Annotated in this window: 13 protein-coding genes; 11 read left to right on the plus strand and 2 right to left on the minus strand. The window is 58.7% G+C overall.

What is annotated here, in order from left to right; translation table 11 throughout:
* Positions 1-75: 75 nt before the first annotated feature.
* The 9 genes from C5L10_RS32025 (at position 76) to C5L10_RS32065 (ending at position 10,219) form a co-directional block, all read left to right on the plus strand.
* The gene (locus C5L10_RS32025) at positions 76-1,185 is read left to right on the plus strand and encodes an FAD-binding oxidoreductase (RefSeq protein WP_105432992.1); all 1,110 of its coding nucleotides are present in this window, start codon (positions 76-78) and stop codon (positions 1,183-1,185) included.
* Positions 1,166-1,465 carry a (2Fe-2S)-binding protein gene (locus tag C5L10_RS32030; RefSeq protein ID WP_105432993.1) on the plus strand — a complete coding sequence of 100 codons (300 nt, stop codon included), beginning with the start codon at positions 1,166-1,168 and terminating at the stop codon, positions 1,463-1,465. Before C5L10_RS32025 ends, C5L10_RS32030 begins: the two co-directional genes overlap by 20 nt.
* Complete coding sequence (locus C5L10_RS32035) at positions 1,462-2,841, plus strand: NAD(P)/FAD-dependent oxidoreductase (RefSeq protein ID WP_105432994.1); 1,380 nt, start codon at positions 1,462-1,464, stop codon at positions 2,839-2,841. The genes C5L10_RS32030 and C5L10_RS32035 overlap by 4 nt, the downstream gene beginning before the upstream one ends.
* A complete protein-coding gene (locus tag C5L10_RS32040) occupies positions 2,838-3,959 on the plus strand; it encodes an FAD-binding oxidoreductase (RefSeq protein ID WP_105432995.1) in 1,122 nt (373 codons plus the stop codon). The genes C5L10_RS32035 and C5L10_RS32040 overlap by 4 nt, the downstream gene beginning before the upstream one ends.
* Complete coding sequence (locus C5L10_RS32045; protein WP_105432996.1) at positions 3,956-4,897, plus strand: ABC transporter permease; 942 nt, start codon at positions 3,956-3,958, stop codon at positions 4,895-4,897. The genes C5L10_RS32040 and C5L10_RS32045 overlap by 4 nt, the downstream gene beginning before the upstream one ends.
* Positions 4,894-5,772 (plus strand): ABC transporter permease, encoded by an 879-nt coding sequence (locus C5L10_RS32050; RefSeq protein ID WP_105432997.1) that lies wholly within the window; start codon positions 4,894-4,896, stop codon positions 5,770-5,772. Before C5L10_RS32045 ends, C5L10_RS32050 begins: the two co-directional genes overlap by 4 nt.
* Positions 5,661-7,640 (plus strand): ABC transporter ATP-binding protein, encoded by a 1,980-nt coding sequence (locus C5L10_RS32055; protein WP_371412018.1) that lies wholly within the window; start codon positions 5,661-5,663, stop codon positions 7,638-7,640. Before C5L10_RS32050 ends, C5L10_RS32055 begins: the two co-directional genes overlap by 112 nt.
* Before the next feature lie 220 nt (positions 7,641-7,860).
* Positions 7,861-8,802, plus strand: a complete 942-nt coding sequence (locus tag C5L10_RS32060) for an NAD/NADP octopine/nopaline dehydrogenase family protein (protein ID WP_245448346.1) — start codon at positions 7,861-7,863, stop codon at positions 8,800-8,802.
* 28 nt (positions 8,803-8,830) lie between these two features.
* On the plus strand, positions 8,831-10,219 hold the full coding sequence (locus C5L10_RS32065) for an MmgE/PrpD family protein (RefSeq protein ID WP_105432999.1): 1,389 nt from the start codon (positions 8,831-8,833) through the stop codon (positions 10,217-10,219).
* 206 nt (positions 10,220-10,425) lie between these two features.
* Here the strand turns inward: C5L10_RS32065 and C5L10_RS32070 are convergent, their stop codons facing one another.
* Complete coding sequence (locus C5L10_RS32070; protein WP_172717289.1) at positions 10,426-13,290, minus strand: peptidoglycan-binding protein; 2,865 nt, start codon at positions 13,288-13,290, stop codon at positions 10,426-10,428.
* Positions 13,291-13,587: 297 nt separating this feature from the next.
* Between C5L10_RS32070 and C5L10_RS32075 the strand changes: the two genes are divergently transcribed.
* Positions 13,588-16,986: an AAA domain-containing protein gene (locus C5L10_RS32075; protein WP_105433001.1), complete on the plus strand. Its 3,399-nt coding sequence runs from the start codon at positions 13,588-13,590 to the stop codon at positions 16,984-16,986.
* Positions 16,987-17,151: 165 nt separating this feature from the next.
* Here C5L10_RS32075 and C5L10_RS32080 read toward each other — a convergent pair whose 3' ends face one another.
* Positions 17,152-17,790 (minus strand): hypothetical protein, encoded by a 639-nt coding sequence (locus tag C5L10_RS32080; RefSeq protein WP_172717290.1) that lies wholly within the window; start codon positions 17,788-17,790, stop codon positions 17,152-17,154.
* Between the two features lie 409 nt (positions 17,791-18,199).
* On the opposite strand from C5L10_RS32080, the gene C5L10_RS32085 reads away from it, so the two are divergent.
* Complete coding sequence (locus C5L10_RS32085) at positions 18,200-18,502, plus strand: hypothetical protein (RefSeq protein WP_105433002.1); 303 nt, start codon at positions 18,200-18,202, stop codon at positions 18,500-18,502.
* Positions 18,503-18,611 lie beyond the last annotated feature (109 nt).

The raw sequence follows: 18,611 nt of genomic DNA on the forward strand, positions 1-18,611 counted from the left end.
TACCGTGCGAAAATAATCGACTTTGACTTACTACTGTGCATTCCGGATTGTGACAAGCAGCGAAGGAGGACTCACGTGGACGCTGATGTCATCATAATCGGAGCGGGTGTCGTCGGGGCGGCTTTGGCCTATGGCATTGCGAAGACCGGCCGCACCGTCATCGTCTTGGACGGCGCTGATCGGGATTTGCGCGCAGCGCGCGCCAATTTCGGGCTTGTCTGGGTTCAGGGTAAGGGAACCAATGCTCCGGCATACAGCATCTTGACACGGCAAAGCTCGGAGCTCTGGTCGGACTTCCGCAACGATCTATCAAATGCGTCATCCATGGCGGTGGACTACTCACGGCCAGGCGGTCTGGTATTCTGCCTGAGCGAGGCCGAGTACGAGAACCGCGCGACCATAAACGAGCGAACACATAATCAGGGCGGACAGGCCGATACGGTGATGATTTCCCGTACGGACCTTGAACACATGTTGCCGGCAGTGACGCTTGGGCCCGATGTTGTCGGCGCGAGCTATTGCAAGCTCGACGGACATGTGAACCCTCTGCAGCTTCTGGCGGCCTTGCATCGCGCAATCCCGATCATGGGTGGCAAGGTCCTGTTCCGCAATCCCGTCGAAAAGATCGTGCCGCTCCCGGGCGGTTTCAGCGTTGTCGCGGCTGAGGGCGATCTGCAAGCTCCGCGCGTGATTGTCGCAGCGGGTCTCAACACCCCGGGGCTGACCGAACCGCTTGGCCTGTCGGTACCACTGCGCTCGGAGCGCGGGCAAATCCTCGTCACGGAGCGTTTTGCACCGATGCTGCCATTTCCCGGAAGTGGTCTCCGGCAAAGTGCGGATGGCACGATCATGATCGGCGCGACCAATGAAAACGTGGCTGATACCGGTGTCACGGTTTCATCCGCAACCAAGCTGGCGCAACGGGCGATGCGGATCATTCCGGCGCTCGGATCTGCTCGTCTTGTGCGGCAATGGGCAGGTATGCGGGTCCTGCCACTGGACAAAACTCCGATCTATGCGGAGTCGCTCAATCATCCGGGTCTGTTTGCCGTCGCCTGTCATTCGGGCGTCACCCTTGCCGCGGCCCACGCGACAATGATTGGGCCGGCCATGGCAAATGGACACCTGTCGGATGAATTTGCCCCCTTTTCCAATGGAAGATTCGATGTTCAGAAGTGTGCATGAGGGACCGGCCACGAGGTCGGACATGATCGTTTTGGTCAATGGGGCAGAGACGCCTGCCTGGAATGGTGAAACCGTCGCTGGCGTGCTGCTGCGGGTGCCCGGCGCGGGGCGGACCTCGGCGGTCAGCGGAGCACCTCGTCTTCCCTATTGCCAGATGGGCGTCTGTTTCGACTGTCTGGCGATCGTCGATGGGGTTGCCTCGACCCAAGGCTGTATGGTTCCCGTAAAGCCCGGCATGCGGATCGAAAGTCAGCAAGGACCCAGGGAGATCGGGCGATGATCCATGATGTCGCGGTGATCGGCGCAGGCCCGGCCGGCATGTCGGCGGCGGTGCAACTGCGGCAGCTGGGACTATCCGTCTTAGTTGTCGACGAGCAGCCTGCTCCGGGTGGTCAAATCTGGCGTGGAATAGAGCGGAATTCTTCCGGTCCGGTCGCGGCAGCACTCGGGCTAGACTATGAGAAGGGAAGGGCACTGACGGCAGCCTTCAGGGCTTCAGGGGCGGAATATTGCCCATCGACGCAGGTCTGGCAGATCGAGGACGAGTGGACATTGTTTCTGACCAGCGAGGGGCGGGCGCGTCGGGTCAGGGCGCGTGCGGTCCTTCTTAGCAATGGTGCCCAGGAACGGCCGGTCCCTTTTCCTGGCTGGACCCTTCCTGGTGTCATGACGGTCGGCGCGGCGCAAATTCTGCTGAAATCGGGTGGTATGTTGCCGCAAGGTGAAGTATGGATTGCTGGCGCGGGTCCCTTGCCACTCCTATACGCTACCCAGGTGCTTGGCCTGAAAGGTCGTGTTTCCGGATTTCTCGACACTTCCAAACGACCCCGCCTCGGTGCGCTAGCCAGGTTGCCCGGCGCGTGGCGTGACTTCGCCGGCCTTGCGAAGGGTCTCCGGTGGCAGCGGCTGCTTCGTCGCAGCGGAAAGATGGTGCGTGGCGCCACTGACCTGCGAGCCGAGGGTGACGGCCGCCTTGAACATCTCGAATGGACGGCTGGCGGCGAACGCCACAAGGCCAAAGCGGACGTACTCCTGGTCCATGAGGGTGTTGTGCCGCGCATTCATGAGACGCTGGCACTGGGCTGTGCTCACGACTGGAATTCCGAGCAGAACTATTTTGCTGCAAGGCTGAACCGGTGGGGCGAAACCAGTCGCCAGGGACTGTTCGTCGCCGGCGACGCCGGCGGGATCGGCGGATGGACAGCGGCGACCATCTCGGGAAAGATTGCCGCGCTGGGGATTGTCGGACGGCTCGGTCTCCCCGCGGATATAGAGGTCTTGCGGCGTCAAGAACGACTTGATGAGCGCCGCAGCCATGCGCTTGCTCTGCGCCCCTTTCTGGACGCCCTCTATCCGCCGCCAAAGTCCCCGATTGCGGATGACGTCATTGTCTGTCGATGCGAAGAGGTGACTGCCGGAACCATTCGCAAAGTCGCACAGACGAGCGCCCCGGATTCCAACGCAGTCAAGGCCGCGACACGGTGTGGAATGGGGCCATGCCAAGGACGGCAATGCGGCTATTCGGTGCAGGCCATACTTGCCGAAGTGCATAACCTGCCGGTCGGCGATGTCAGCTTTTTCAACATCCGTCCACCTTTGAAGCCGATAACGCTTGGCGAAATTGCCTCGCTCGGGGACCTGGAGAGTGCCAAATGAAGGCGGACCTCCTGGTCATCGGTGGCGGACTACACGGTCTCTCGGCGGCGTTGCAATCGGCACGGCGTGGCGTATCCGTCATTCTCGTCGAGCGGCACTTCCTGGGAAGGCACGCGTCCGGAGCAACAGCCGCCGGCGTTCGCACGCTCGGCCGCCATCCGGCCGAACTGCCACTCAGCTTGGAGGCCGCCGACACCTGGCACGTGATGAAGGACCTGGTAGGCGATGATTGCGGCTTTACCGCCTGCGGGCAGTTGCAGGTCGCCGAGGACGAGCCCGCACTGGCAAAGATCACGGATAGAGTTTCCCGACTAGAGGCCGACGGGTTTACCCACGAGCGGCTGATCGGGCCCACCGAACTGCGTTCGCTGGTGCCTGATATAGCGCCGCATTGCCTGGGCGCCGCATGGACGTTTGCCGACGGGTCTGCCGATCCGCACCGAACAATCCGGGCCTTCCGCGATGCCGCAATCGGGGCCGGCGTGCAGATCCTTGAAGAATGTCTCGTGACCAGGCTGGTGCGTCGTTCGAGCCATTGGTTTGCTGAGACATCCAAGGGCGCGATCGAGGCAGGACTGATCGTCAACGCAGCCGGCGCTTGGGCCGATCTGGTCGCGGAGTTGGCGGGCGACCCAGTGCATCAGGCAATCCGAACCTCGATGATGGTGGTCACCGAACGCACCGCGGCCCGGGTCAGACCGGTCGTCGCCTCGCTTGGCCAGAAACTATCCTTCAAGCAGACAGCCCAAGGCACTCTGGTCATCGGCGGCGGCGCGCAGGGCAGGCTTGCGCCCGACAGGCAATCCGCGTCCGTTGACGTGGTGGCGCTGGCGGCATCGGTCGGCGCGGCGGTTCGTCTGTTTCCGGCAATTCAGGGGATCCGCATCGTGCGTACCTGGGTCGGTATGGAGGCGATGACCCATGACCATCTTCCAGTGATCGGCCTATCCCATCGGGTCGAAGGGCTTGTCCATGCATTCGGCTTTTCCGGCCACGGATTTCAGCTGGTCCCGTCAGTCGGCCGTGCCGTCGCCGACCTTGTTTGCCAGGGCCGCACCGACCATGATCTCGGTGCATTCGACGTCACCCGCATCGCCACAGAAAGGGCTGCCGCATGATAGGCTACGTGATCCGAAGACTGCTTTTGGCAATTCCGACCCTGATCGCCATGCTGACCATGGTCTTTATCCTGGTTCGGCTGGTCCCCGGCGATGCCGCTGTCGCGATGCTCGGCGACAGGGCAAGCGCCGAAACCCTCCAGACGCTGCGCGCTCAGCTTGGCCTCGATCAGCCAATTCCCGTCCAATATGTGCAATTCGTCACCAAGATGCTCAGCGGCGACTTTGGCACGTCGATGACGAGTGGACGAACGGTGCTCGAAGAAGTGGCTCTGGTGCTTCCCTACACGCTCGAGCTTGCCGTGGCAGCCATGCTGATCGGTACCTGTCTCGGGATTCCGCTCGGGGTCGTCGCCGCCGTCAGGCGCAATCAGTGGCCGGACTATGTCAGCCGGGTCCTGTCCCTGGTCGGTCTTTCCTTTCCGGGGTTCGTTTCCGGCATCCTGATGCTGCTTGCCTTTGCTGTCTGGCTGCAATGGCTGCCGGTGATGAGCCGTGCGTCGTCGGATCCAGTCAGCCATCTGCGCAATCTGGTTCTGCCTGCGCTCAATCTCGGGCTGATCATGACCGCCTATATCGCGCGCGTCACCCGTTCGTCGATGCTGGACGTCATGGGCGAAGATTATATCCGGACGGCGCGAGCCAAGGGTGTGCGGCCGATGAAACTGATCGTCCGGCATGCTCTTGGTAACGCATTGATCCCGATCGTCACTGTTGTCGGCCTGTATTTCGGCACGTTGATCGGCAATTCCGTTCTCACCGAAATCGTCTTCACCCGACCGGGACTAGGCAAGCTGATCCTCGGGGCGCTTCAGTCGCGCGATTACACCTTGCTTCAAGGCCTGATGGTGGTTTTTGCGACGTTCGTGATCCTGGTGAACACGGCAACCGATTTGATCTACGCCCTCGTCGACCCAAGAGTGAGCTACGCCCAATGACTGATCTCGCTGTTTCCCAAAGGCTGCCGGAACGGCAAACAAGTCCGGTGTTTGAGGCACTACGCCGAAATAAGTTTTCCTGGATTGGCATTGGCCTTCTGGCTTTGATCGTGCTGGTTGCCATCTTCGCACCAATCCTTGCGCCCTATGATCCGATCAAACAGAACATCCTGCATCGCCTAACTCCTCCCTCTGCCGATTTCTGGTTCGGTACCGACAGTTATGGCCGTGATGTGCTTTCGCGGCTGCTCTATGGTGCGCGGATATCGCTTTCGATCGGTTTTCTGGCCGTGTTGATCGCCATGGTGGTCGGGTCGGTCCTTGGAATTCTGGCGGGTTACATCGGCGGCATCTTCGATCAGGTGGTGATGGGGATCGTCGACGTCATGTTGTCGTTTCCGACGCTGCTCCTCGGGCTGATGGTCGCCGCCATGTTAGGGGCCAGTTTCGAAAACCTGATCATTGCGATCGCGATCACCGAGACGGCGCCGTTCGCCCGCGTTGCGCGAGCGCCGACGATCGCCATGAAGCGGCGCGAGTTCGTAGAGGCCGGAAGATCGCTCGGCTTCACGCCGCTGCGGATCATGCGGGTCCATATCTTGCCCAATATCCTGTCTGACATCGTCGTGGTCGCATCCTTGTGGATGGCGTCTGCCATCCGCACCGAGGCTTCGCTCGCCTTTATCGGTCTTGGCGTCCTGCCTCCCACCGCCACATGGGGCGGGATGATCCGTGAGGGCTTCGACAATATCCTGAGTGCCTGGTGGCTGGTCGTCTTCCCGTCGCTTGCCATCCTGCTCACCGTGCTGGCGCTGAACATCCTTGGCGATGCACTGCGCGATGCGATCGATCCCAAGACGAGGAGCCAGAGATGACCCTGACAAACGATATTCCGGTGCTGGCATCCGAAACCGGTCCGGTCCGCGACACCCTTGCCGGTACAGCCGTCTTATCCGTCCGCAACCTGACCACTTCGTTCAGAGTCAATGACGGATGGAAAACCGTCATCCGAAACATCTCCTTCGATGTCGCACCACGAGAAACCGTGGCGATCGTCGGTGAATCGGGCTCTGGAAAGAGCGTCACATCATTGTCGATCATGCGGCTGCTGCAGCCGAACTCCAGCAAGATCGAAGGCGAGATCCACCTCAACGGCCGCGAACTCCTGGCGCTGGAAGAGGAAGAGATGCGCCGCGTGCGTGGCAACGGGATATCGATGATCTTTCAAGAGCCGATGACGTCGCTCAACCCGATCTTTCCGATCGGCAAGCAGATTGCCGAAGCGCTGAGGGTTCACACCGATATCACCGAAGCCGACGCCAAGGCGGAGGTAATCCGACTTCTCGACAAGGTTCGCATTCCCAACGCTGTCTCGCGTTTCAACGAATATCCGCATCAGTTTTCGGGTGGCATGCGCCAGCGTGTCATGATCGCCATGGCGTTGGCCTCCCGGCCCAAGCTGCTCATCGCCGACGAACCGACGACAGCGCTCGACGTTACGATCCAGGGCCAAATTCTCGACCTGATCAAGACACTTCAGGACGAGGAGGGCATGTCTGTGCTCTTCATCACTCATGACATGGGTGTGGTCGCAGAAGTCGCCGACCGAACAATCGTTATGTATCGGGGCGATGCGGTCGAGACCGGCGAGACCAGCGAAATTTTTCATCGCGGCCGGCACCCCTATACGCGCGCGCTTTTGTCGGCCGTACCGAGATTGGGCTCCATGGGCGATCGCCAACTGCCCTTGCGTTTTCCAAGCATCGATATGAAGACCGGCGAACAGATGCCGCTGGCCGATGTCTCAGACACTGTTGCCCGACACAGGAGGCCAGTGCTTGAGGTCAAGGATCTGACGACCCGATTCGATATCCGGTCTGGTCTGTTGAGCCGGAAATCCGGCGCTGTACACGCGGTCGAAAAGGTGTCGTTCGACCTCTACGAAGGTGAAACGCTGTCGATTGTTGGCGAGTCCGGCTGCGGCAAGTCGACGACGGGGCGTTCTGTCACGAGGCTCGTCACGCCCACCAGCGGCAGCGTTTTCGTCGACGGCCACGACGTGATGAAGCTGAGCCAAGCTTCGCTGCGAATCATGCGTCGATCGATTCAGATGATTTTCCAGGATCCCTATGCGTCGCTCAATCCACGTATGAATATCGGCGACGCGGTGATGGAGCCTTTTATCCAGCATGGTCTCGGCAGAAAGGCGCAGGCTCGGGAAAAGACGGCGGCTCTTCTCGATAAAGTCGGGCTGTCGGCCGAGATGATGAAACGCTTCCCGCACGAGTTTTCGGGCGGCCAGCGCCAACGTATCGCCATCGCACGTGCCCTGATGCTTGATCCGAAAGTGATCGTGGCGGACGAGGCGGTCTCGGCGCTTGACGTCTCGATCAAGGCGCAGGTTTGCAATCTCATGCTTGACCTGCAGCAAAGTCTCAACCTGGCCTTCCTCTTCATCAGCCACGATATGGCGGTGGTCGAACGGGTGAGCCATCGCGTTGCCGTGATGTATCTGGGCGAGATCGTCGAGATCGGCCCGCGCGCCGCTGTGTTTGAAAATCCCCAACATGAATATACCAGAAAGCTGATCGCGGCAGTGCCGGTCCCCGACCCAACGCGCCGGCGTGTCAAGCGCAACATGGCGGTCGACGAACTTAAAAGCCCGATCCGTCCGGTCGGCTTCCAACCACCCAAGCGGTCATATCGTGAGGTGTCCCCGGGCCATTTTTTCCAGGTTGAATGAAGGGCCGCTGGCGGAACGCCCGTTTGCGGACCCGGGCGACGACTCGAAACGACGGTGCTTCGAAAACCCTTCGTAGGAGGCAGAAGACATGCAGATAGGCATTGCCGGTGCAGGCGCCATCGCCATGGGTTACGCGTGATTTCTCTTGAGCCAAGACCATGCCGCTTGCGTCTGGTCCCCTTCCGGAAAGTCGGTTGCCGGTCTCCGCGAAGGAGTGCCCTTGACGGTAACGGGAGCGCTCGAAGGCGACTTCAATCTGGAAATATGCAGGAGTGCCGAGGAGCTTGCGAAGAACGACATCATCATCCTGGCTCTGCCGGCCTACGGCTACCGGATGGTGCTCGACAATCTGGTGCCACATATCGAGCCTCGCCACACCGTCATCATCAGCGGGCATCTCTCGTTTGCTGCACTCTACCTGGCGAAGCGGCTGAGCGAACGTGGCATTGAGGTTCCGATCGGCGTTTGGAACACCACCATCCTGACAAGCAAGGCACAATCGTCCACACATATCCGGATCGGCGCAATCCGCGCAAAGGTTGATATGGCGGTGCTGCCCGTTCGGCGCACCGACGAAGCACGGGCAGTTTGCGAAGAACTCTTTGGTGATCGTTTCCTGATTAAGGACGATATGCTGACGATAGCGCTCAGCAACCTGAACCCGCAAAACCACATGGGCATTGCGCTTTGTAATCTGACGCGCATAGAGCGTGGTGAAGCCTGGGGCCAGAACACCAATGTCACGCCGGCGGTCGCAAGGCTGCTTGAGGGCCTCGATCGGGAACGGCTTGAGATCGCTGCGGTCTTTGGCAAGACGGTGCGCACGATATTTGATCACTCAACGCTGACGCACAGGATTTCGGGGGGCTCTGTTGCCGAGGTCTATGCCAACCTTGCCCAGCAAGGGAAAGATCCGGTGGGGCCGAAGGATATCAATACCCGGTATGTTCTCGAAGACGTGCCCTTCGGGCTCGTTACGACGATTTATCTCGCGCGAATGGCAGGGGTCCCGGCGCCTTTGCACACGAGCGGTGTCGCGATATTGAGCGCCTGTTATGGGCGGGATTTCACCGCCGACAATGACCTCCTGCCGGAACTCGGACTGGTCGAGCGCGACCTGCTGGTGAGAGTGGCTACCGATGGATATCCGGTAGCTTCATGAGATTGCTTGATAGGAAGGTGGCGCTGGCATGACCGACGATCCGACCGAGACCAGCGAAGCGCGATGCGGCGACGGTACGATCGCGCGAATGGCATCCTATGTGGTGGAAGCGCGGCAAAAGCCTGCGCCGGAAGCGGCAAGGCAGGCGGCCTTCCGGAGCATTCTCGATCTCGTGGGAGCGGCGGCGGCCGGGCTGGACGAAACGGTGTCGATCGCGGTCCGCCGAATGGCATTGACGGTGATGGGATCGGGAGAGGTTCCGATCTGGTTTTCCGGTGCGACCGGCAGCGCAATCGGTGCGGCATGGGCCAATAGCGCGGCAGCATCGGCGCTCGATCTCGATGACGGTCACCGGCTAGCGCGGGGCCATCCCGGTGCCGCGGTCATCCCTGCGGCATTCGCCGTTGCGCACCAAGCCGGTTCTTCGCTTGAGGAAATGCTAAGCGCTATCGTTATCGGCTACGAAGTCGGTGTCACCATTGCCGCCGCACGCACGACCTATGGTAATAGCGGAACCTGGGCTGCCTATGCCGTCGTCGCGACTGCCGCCGCTTTGCGCCGGACCCCTGCCGATGCTGTGGCGCATGCCTTGGCGATCGCTGGCGAAAGCGCCCCGAACCAGTTGTTTGCAAGCGCTCCGGCGCCGCGCATATCTGCTCCCGAAGGCAGCGACGTCAAGGAGGGCATACCCTGGTCAGTGGTAACAGGGTTGGTCGCGCTCGGCCTGGCCGAAGCCGGGCATACCGGCCCGCGCAACATCCTCGACAGCCCCCGCCAATACGATTTCGCAGAGGACTTGTCGCTTGGAAGGTCACTACATATCTGCAACACCTATTTCAAGCTCTACGCATGCTGCCGTCACGTTCATGCGCCGCTCGACGCTCTTCTGGCTCTAGTTGACTGTCACGGGATAAGGTCGGAAGAGATTGAGGCGATCGACGTCGAGACCACCAGCGGCGCGTTGCGCATCTCGAACAGGGTAAGACCGTCCAACCTCATCGACGTTCAGTACAGCATTCCCTATTGCCTCGCGCTCGCCGCCGTTGCGGGTCCGCAGGCGCTTCTGCCGTTGACCCGGGAAGCACTATCGCATCGGGGTGTGTCGGCTATTGCGAGCAGGGTAAAGCTTTCGCTCAACCCGGAATTTGACGCACGGTTTCCTGCCGAAACGCTGGCGCGAGTGACGATCGCGTGCGGCGAGCGGAGGCTCGTATCCGACGTGACAGCGCCGCTCGGGGAGGCGAACAATCCATTGTCGTGGTCGCAACTGGAGGAAAAATTCAACATGGCGACAGGCCGGATGGCGACGGACGCGGAACGAACGCGCATCCTGGAGGCAGTCAACAATGTACGCACCGGCGACATTCGCTCGCTCATGCTTTGCCTGAGGGACGTGAAGCTGCCTAAATGCGGGTAGCCCACTGCCTGCCGGAGACTGCCGCAGAAATCTGGGCAACTCGCCCTCTCAGACCGTTTGGTGCGGCGCGAGGACGCCTTGCTGTCTCACGAACACTGTTGCATTGGAGAATGTTGTGCTTCGGAAGGATCGCTTATCGACGACCGACCCTACCTGCCGCTTCAACGTCCCACCAAAACGTTCTTCCATCCATTGGTCGGTTTCCTTCATCGAGCGGTCTGCGGCGAAACCAGCCATTGGCTTCGAAAATCGTGTCCAACCTTCCACTCTAGGAATTTCTCTGAGTTGTCGGAACAGCTGCCTTCAAGTGGATCACGCACCATGTCGAATTCATCATCAAACACGATTGCGAACAGAAAGCAGTCGTCTCGGTACTCGCCGCGCTCTCTACTCTTTGACTTCACAATGGCTTTTGAAACCACTCCTTCAAGCGACCTGCTTTTCCAAGTTATTGCCCCGAAATCCTGCACCGAAGTATCGACGGACGTCACTTCCCAGCCGTTGTTGCGATGAGCGCCGACCCATTGATGAAAAGCAGGATAGGAATTCGCCATTCCTCGACCGGCCGGGGCTGATGAATCGCCCACCAAGGATTGGAGGTAAGCAGCAACCTTCGTTACTCGCGCTGTAGCGGCTGGTCCGTGCTGTTTCTGCAGCTCCGACTCGACCGTTGTAGCGTTTTTCGCGTCCTCTTCCCGTTGACGAGCGGCAATCTTTGCCTGCTCCTCGGCCGCTAATCTGGCCGCTTCGGCCTTTTTCACCTTTTCCTGCTCCTCGGCAGCCCTCTTCACGAGAGCTTTCGATAGAACATCTTCGTCCAACCAAGTCGGAAGAAACGAGTATTTCACTTCCTCACGTGTCAAGGCTTGCGAGATCTGAGAGAGGGTTTGAGCACTTCCGTAGACGACGCGGCACTCTTCACGAAGTGTAGCTGCAAAGAGCTGATCTAGATCGGCATATGGGCGTTTCGCGGCCAATTTCTTGCCATCTGTCACGGCGGTTACGCTGCGCAGCATCTCCTCGTGCACGACGAGTTCGCCACTGACCATGAGGCAGAGATCACCCTTGGCTGTCGGCAGCTCCATCGCACCGTAACCTTGACGCGTTCCTGCGGCTACACCGTCTCCGATCGAACGGACCAGGGCCTCGGTTTCTGCCTGCCTCGCAGCAAGCGCTGGATAGTTGATGCCCTGAAAGAGACGAAGTCTTTTCGCTTCGACTGCGTCTATGAAGTTGATGGCAAAACTCGGCTTCGATTCCAGGAACGTCTTTCGGTTAAGCAAGAGAATATCATTATTGAGGGCGGTTTCTGCCTTGCAGACCGACACGTCTATCGAGGTCACCCCGTGGGACGTGAGGATTCCTTTCAACTCGTGCCTGAAGGTCGGTGTGTTCTCTATCCCAATCACACAGATTGCAGCTGTTCCATTACCAAATGAAAATCCGCCATTCAGAGTCCGCTTCAGATATGGAGCGCTTGGTGACGCATTATAGAGTGCAACAACATCGGATAACGCCCCCTGAAGAAGTATCGCATTCGTCGGCGTCACCGCGAATGGCACTGCGGCTCCAGGATCTCCGGCGGATTTAGAATTGGGTTCGGAAATACGAGAAGCTGTTAGTTCGACACCATTGCGTGAAGCGACGGTCTTGGCTTCTTGCAAAGCGACTTGCAACCTTTCCAGGTCACTCGACCCAGCGACTTCAGCGAGAGATTTGAGTTGTGCGACTATCTGATATGTGTTCGGCGAAGAGATATTCGCGGCAATCCACCTACTCAATGAAGCTTGCACGATAACAGCTTCCTGTTTCGCAGCGTTGAGCCTTTGAGCAAGGTTCTCAAGGCGTTCCTTTTCTCTCGCGGCCGTGAAAGTGGAATAGCCAGGCAGGGGCATCAAGAGGGCTGAGAGTTGAGAACTCGCTTGTTCCACACCTTGTGTAGAGCTGCCTCCGATCGCTTTTCCAAGCAATGCTGCCTTGTCCGCGACGTCAACGAGATTGGGAACGCTCGGATTGAGGCGGATAAAAGTCTGAGCGTCATCGAGAACCGCTCCAGCGCGGGAGCGTGCCGCTTTGAGTTCGGCCGCGAGGAATTGATCATAGGAGGCTCGCTCGCGAAAGCCTTTTTCGCGAGCTTTGAAGAAGGTCTCAGCGTCCGAAAATCCTGAAGCTCTGAACGCCGTGTATTCAGCTGACGTGCCGATCTTAAAACGGGTCGCCGCCCTCAACTCATCCGCAGTGCCAAAGCCTCCTGCGCGACCTTGCTGATATTCTTCGAAGTTGCGAAAGCCGGCGCTTTGAGCCTCATCGTAGTCGCGCTGCGTTTGAAATCCTCTGCTCTTTGCTTGAGCGAGATTGTTTTGATTGCTGAAGCCACCTTTAAGCGCCTCAGCATACGTATTGGCGTCCTGGAAGCCCAACGCCGTAGCAGCCTGGCGTTCTGAAGCTGTACGGAAACCATCTTGTGCTGTCTGCTCCATTGCGCCCAGGGAATACTCATTGAGGTATTCCCCCTGCAGCACCCCGAACGATGCCGTATATGCAGTGAAAGCGTTGACTGTCTCCGGTCCCATCAAGCCATCTGTAGGTCCAGAATAGAATTTCAGTCGGCTCATGGCGATCTGAAGCCGTCGTACTGACATGTTCAGTGCCGATTGCGTCATAAGGTCGGTCGAGGCGCCGGTCGGATAGCTATGTGAAAGAAGCTCCTCAATGCTCGTGCCATCGCTCAGAAAGGCGTCCTGGGGTATGAGGCGTAAATCTTTGAGGGTCTTTAAGTTAGGCTTCGCCTTGTCGTCGTTCAGTGTCCCGGCAATGATGGCAAAGGCGCCGTTTCGAGACCGAACAATGGCAGTCGGACCCAAAGTTGGCGCAAATGACTGCGCGACAGAGTTTGCTTCAGCGTAGGTAGGGCGGCTGGATACCACAAGCCAGTGAGTTTTCTTCTGGGCCGGGCGCAGAACAATTTGCACTACATTGGGGGCGTGTGCGATCGGAGGTTTCAGCGTCAGCCATGAAGCGTCTGCTTCTGTCGCGAGTGAGGACGCGACGCACGTCGACAGCAAACTCAAAAATAGCCACGTCCCTCGTCCCACGGATTTCGCCCCCACCACGCATCTGCCCGAAGTCACTCTACCGAAAGTAACTGCGCTTGCAACGTGCTCGCTCATATATCAAAGCGCAAGGTTAAGCCTGCGGCCGCTTCCTCTATGAACAGGCGGTGTTTTCCGTTTGCGATCGTTTCGGGGACAATTATTTCGGGCGTTTGGCGTGGGTCTAAGCGTCTCAAGCTCGTTGATTAATCACATGGTACTTTCTGTCTTGTATGTCTGCCTTCAAATCAAGCTAGCCAAAGTAGCGATGATATCATGGATGTAATTATGCGAGACACATTGCACTACTGGCGAGCCTCGCTGGCTGACGGGGCGCTGGGTGAGGGAAAATTCACCCAGTCTGATCGCAAGCGATTTGTAGAAATTCCTGCGAGTGCGCTTAAAAGCGGCTTGCTGCCAGGAGAGGTTTTGGATCGAGTGTTCCGGGACCAGGCTTCGGCAAAGACAGTTGCCGTTCGGTTCTGGCCACTTGTTACGGCGCGAAAATTGTCACACGGGGTGGCGCGAGCGGGCGGCTTGCCGGAAATCGTTGCGCCTGTTGTGACGGAGGCGACAGTTGGTCGACATGGGCAGATTACACCAATGCGCAACGCGCTTGCTCGCGATCTGCTGACGCCGCTTCCGTCTGGTGAGTTTACAATCGGTTCTGTCAGCGACCTGGACGCATTTCTGACCGAAACGCCTCTTCCTGATATGTCAGGTGGCGCTAGCTGGGATGATTACCTTGGCCATTGCCGCAAGATGGTGGATGCCGTTTCGCGGGGATGGCCACGCGGGGATGCGGACTATCAGCCAATTGGGTCCGGGTTTCTGGAACTGGCCGAGGATGCGAACGCGACAGTGCGGGGTATCCTCGACCTCTATGACAAGCTTCTGGCTGATGAACCCGAGACACCATTGCTGAAGCAGGTTGCGCAGCCGGACGGAGTCGCCGCGGAGCCGGACGATCGCATCGAACAGGAGTTTTCCAGACGGCTTGGTCATTCAAACCCCAACTTCCCGTTGGCCCAACACCAAAGGCAGGTTCTGGCCTGGCTAGATGCTTCAGCGCCTGGAGATGTGATTGCCGTGAACGGTCCGCCAGGGACCGGCAAAACCACCATGTTGCTATCTGCCGTCGCGGGCCTCTGGGTGCGTGCAGCGCTTCGTGGTGCAGAGCCGCCCGTGATCGTGGCGGCGTCTTCCAACAATCAAGCGGTGACGAACATCATTGACGCCTTCGGTAAGGACTTCGATAGGGGAGTGGGTCCGTTCGCAGGACGGTGGCTGCCTGATGTGGAAAGCTTTGGGATGTTTCTAGCCTCGCATTCCCGGCGTCTTGAAGCAGCCCGTCGCTACCAAACCGAAGAGTTTCAGGTCGAGCGTGAGACCGTGGTCTATGTGGAGCGCGCAAAGGACATCTATCTTGAGGCTGCACGGACAGCGTTTCCCGAGCTAGACAATCCGGATGTGGGGTCGGTGGTCGCCGCGCTGCAGAAGCGGATAGCGGATGAGGTGGCCAAGCTTGCGCAGATCGACCGCGCCAACAGCGCCTATTGTACCGTCCAGTCTCTGCTCGAAACAACCCTAGGCCCAGACCCGGCGGCGACGGAAGCGCTGTACGTCGACGAGGCCGCGAGACGAACGGGTGATACTGAAAAACTTCTGGCGGCGAGGGCCGCCCTGGACCAGCATCTGGCGTCGGAATCGTCGCTGGCAACGGTGGTCGGCTTCCTGACCTCTGTCAAAGAAAAGCGCGCAGCGCGAGCTCGGCTTGCCATCGGAAAACTCATGCCAGGATTGGAGACCGCAAGACGGGTTTCAGATATCGAGGACAGGATCCGAGCGGAGCTTCGGGCTGCGGAGGAGGCGTCGCAATCCGCTGAAAAGTCACTCGCAACGGCTAGAGCCCTGCGTGTTAGTTCTCTCGAGGCGGAAAGGAGCTGGACCCAGGCGAGGGAGCTCCTGGGCGGGGCCGATGACGTTGCAGAACTAGAACGTCGGGCTGACCTGGATGGTCGGTTCTCCCTCTTTCTTCTGGCAACGCACTATTGGGAAGGTCGCTGGCTTCTAGCAATGGAGGCTGACCTCGCCGGTATCGTCGCGTCCAAAGGCAAGAACGGAAAGGCGACAGTCATCCCGCGTTGGCACCGCCGCATGATGTTGACGCCCTGTGCTGTGGCAACATTTGCCAGCCTCCCAGGCAAGATGACCTACACCCGCCGCGACGGTGGCAAATGGGCGACCGAGTATCTCTTTGATTTTATCGATCTTTTGATCGTCGACGAAGCCGGCCAGGTCTTGCCAGAAGTTTGTGGCGCGTCTTTCTCGTTGGCGAAGCGCGCCCTGGTGATTGGTGATACCCAACAGATCGAACCGATTTCATCGGTTCCCCGGCCTGTGGATGTAAGCAATCTTCGAAACAATGGCCTTCTCCAAAGTGACGCCGGCATCGAGACCCTGGTCGACCGCGGGATTTGTTCGACTAGCGGCAGCGCCATGCGCCTCGCACAGCAAGCCTGCCGAGTGTCGCCCTATCCGGATCTCGAGAAGGGTCTCTATCTGTTCGAGCACCGGCGGTGCTACGACGAAATCATCAGCTTCAGCAATGCCTTGTGCTACAAGGGGAAACTGCGACCGTTGCGAGGAAAGGCGCCAACACACGCTGGTCTTCCGGCGCTTGGATATCTGCACATAGACGGCCGTGCAGTTACCTCGGGAAGCAGCCGTTGCAATCCGCTCGAGGCCCAAACTATTGCTGCTTGGCTTGATGCCAATCGGACTGGACTGGAGGCGCGCTATGGCCGGTCGTTGGAAAATATTGTCGCCATCGTGACCCCGTTTGGCCGACAGGTTCGCGAGATTCGGGACGCCTGTGCGGGTCGAAGGATCGCGATCGAAGGCCGCGAAGCGATGACCATCGGAACGGTGCACGCGCTGCAAGGCGCGGAACGACCGGTCGTGATCTTCTCGCCCGTCTACTCGAAACACGCAGACGGCGGTTTTATCGACGCCTCGCCCAGCATGCTCAACGTGATGGTCTCGCGGGCAAAGGACAGTTGTCTGGTGTTTGGCGATATGGATGTTATGGCGACGGCGAAAAGTGGGTCACCAAGGGCGATCCTTGCCGACTTCCTGTTCGGGTCAGAGCAAAATGGGCTCGAGTTTGCGGCCGAGCCGCGCACGGACCTGAAGCAGGGGGACGGTCAGATTCAGATGCTGCGGGATGCGGCAGGCCACGATGCTTTTCTTCTGGATGCGCTATCCGGTTCTGGCCGCCGCTACAGTATCGTGAGCCCGTGGGTGATCGCATCTACAATGGAACGTGTTGGACTTCTGACTGCCTTTAAAGCTGCGGTGCAGCGCGGTGCCGAAATTGACGTGTTTGCTGACCCACTGCTCAACCTCGGCCCTGCTGCCGATGGACTGACTCACATGGAAGCCGTCGAGAGGGTCTTCTCTAGAATCGGAGTTCGGCTGCACAAGCTTCCGAAGTTGCACAGCAAGATCGTGGCAATCGACACGGGTATGCTTTGCATCGGCTCCTACAACTGGCTCAGCGCCGATCGAAATGGCCAATACGCGCGCCATGAGACGTCGTTCGTTTACAGAGGGCGGCACCTGGAGGAAGAGATCAGTACCATCGTTGGCAGCCTTCGGCGTAGAGAATCGTAGGCCAGCGCGCAGGTTCCATAATAGCGCTCACGCCGCAACAGGTGCTTTCAACGGGTTGAGCCGGATGTGGGTGCCGCGGGTTCGGTTCCCTTCATGGCGAAGAAGCCCGCCGTGGACAGGCCCAGTCTCACCCTCGAAGCTCGTCGCAGGCATATCGGTACGTCTTCAGACGCCACCTTGCCGATATCTCGGCGGAAGTTCTGCGATGGGCAGATCGTCGGCCTTGAACGGCTTGCCGCTGGACCAGGGAAGCATGTTCAGCACTACACCTAAACTCGTGCTGATTGCCCCAAACACGAGTTTGCCAAGCGGCTTTTTCCAACCAGCAACAAGCGCACCGAGCGGTTTGAAGATCAAAAGTGGGATTAAGCCGAACGGTAGGATCAAGAAGGTCAGCACCATCGGGGCCGCCGCCTCCATCATAGGGTCGCCGCCGTATCGAAGGCGGAGACGCGGGTTACGGGCGACTGCAAACGGAATCAGTTCTTCCATGAACCGAACGTAGTCGGCGGACCGATCGAGGCCTGTCTCTCCCTGCCAATCCAGCGAGGATAGCTCCCTTGATGCGAAGAGCGTCCGCAAACGCGCACTGTGGACTGGAAACCCAGTGGTGCCGACCCCACTCGTAACGTGAAGGTGCAGGAAACGAAACGAAGTCCATGGGACGAGTCTGACGGACCGTCCTTGCGTTACCGAAAGGCCTTGGGCGTCGATGACGTAGGCCATCGTGATCCCTGGCGAGCTTTTATGATGAATATGGACTTTTGCGGTAAAGCGGTAGGTCGGAGGGTTGTCCGTCTGCAATTGAGCTCTCCAATACTGTCCACCAATGGAAGTGCCGCGTGTCCCGCGGTTGACTGCTTCCGGGAGACTATAGATCAGCCGCTACCGTCTCCTACAACGGTCGGTTGCTCAATGGCGCCTAACCGCAAAGGCGGGCTGAAACCCGCCAGGCTGCAGTCGGCCCCAAATTGGTCGTTATCTTTTTCAGATGTCGAAGGGTGGTACATCAGTGCTGTCTCCACAGCAGGCCCATAAAGCAGGCATCTCATTTCTGATGTAGAACTCGGCTCGTCACAATAGAACGAGGACAAACGCAGCAACGTTTAACAAAAATTAGCTTGTAATGATTTGCCTATTCGCGCTCTCCCGCCGGACAATCACGCCTGGTTTTAACGGCTATGCGGCCCTATGCTGCTGGGAGTATGGATCGATGAATGCCTCACATGAATGGAATGGTAAGGACAGCAATATCAGCGCTGCCCGAATAGAGAGCTTGCTCAGGGATGCCGCCTCCCTGGTCTGCCGCGATCCTGACGCAACTCGCCTTAGGCTCGATGAGATTCTTGTTTTGCTCGCTGTCTTACAGACACCGCCTGAAAAGCAAGAAAGCATGAGTTGCTTCCTGGCACCTTGGCAAAAAAAGCGCATCAAGAACTATATCCAAAATCACTTCGATTGTCGTTTGGCAGTTAACGGGGTTCTTCCTCACTTTGTGTGGTTCACCTGTCGTTAGCGAGGTTGTCGCTATGGGCGGGCATGCGAACAAATTCGAAATGGTCGCCCGGCCCAGGGGTCAAGATACTGGGTATCGCGCTCACTGTTGACGACAGTTGGATTGTTTC

Source organism: Neorhizobium sp. T6_25 (genome assembly GCF_002968555.1).
Taxonomy (GTDB): Bacteria; Pseudomonadota; Alphaproteobacteria; order Rhizobiales; family Rhizobiaceae; genus Neorhizobium.

What these genes read in the sequence shown, in the direction of transcription:
- C5L10_RS32030 (WP_105432993.1), top strand. Translation starts at nt 1,166, where the DNA reads ATGTTCAGAAGTGTGCATGAGGGACCGGCCACGAGGTCGGACATGATC.
- C5L10_RS32035 (WP_105432994.1), top strand. Translation starts at nt 1,462, where the DNA reads ATGATCCATGATGTCGCGGTGATCGGCGCAGGCCCGGCCGGCATGTCG.
- C5L10_RS32040 (WP_105432995.1), top strand. Translation starts at nt 2,838, where the DNA reads ATGAAGGCGGACCTCCTGGTCATCGGTGGCGGACTACACGGTCTCTCG.
- C5L10_RS32045 (WP_105432996.1), top strand. Translation starts at nt 3,956, where the DNA reads ATGATAGGCTACGTGATCCGAAGACTGCTTTTGGCAATTCCGACCCTG.
- C5L10_RS32050 (WP_105432997.1), top strand. Translation starts at nt 4,894, where the DNA reads ATGACTGATCTCGCTGTTTCCCAAAGGCTGCCGGAACGGCAAACAAGT.
- C5L10_RS32065 (WP_105432999.1), top strand. Translation starts at nt 8,831, where the DNA reads ATGACCGACGATCCGACCGAGACCAGCGAAGCGCGATGCGGCGACGGT.
- C5L10_RS32075 (WP_105433001.1), top strand. Translation starts at nt 13,588, where the DNA reads ATGGATGTAATTATGCGAGACACATTGCACTACTGGCGAGCCTCGCTG.
- C5L10_RS32085 (WP_105433002.1), top strand. Translation starts at nt 18,200, where the DNA reads ATGAATGCCTCACATGAATGGAATGGTAAGGACAGCAATATCAGCGCT.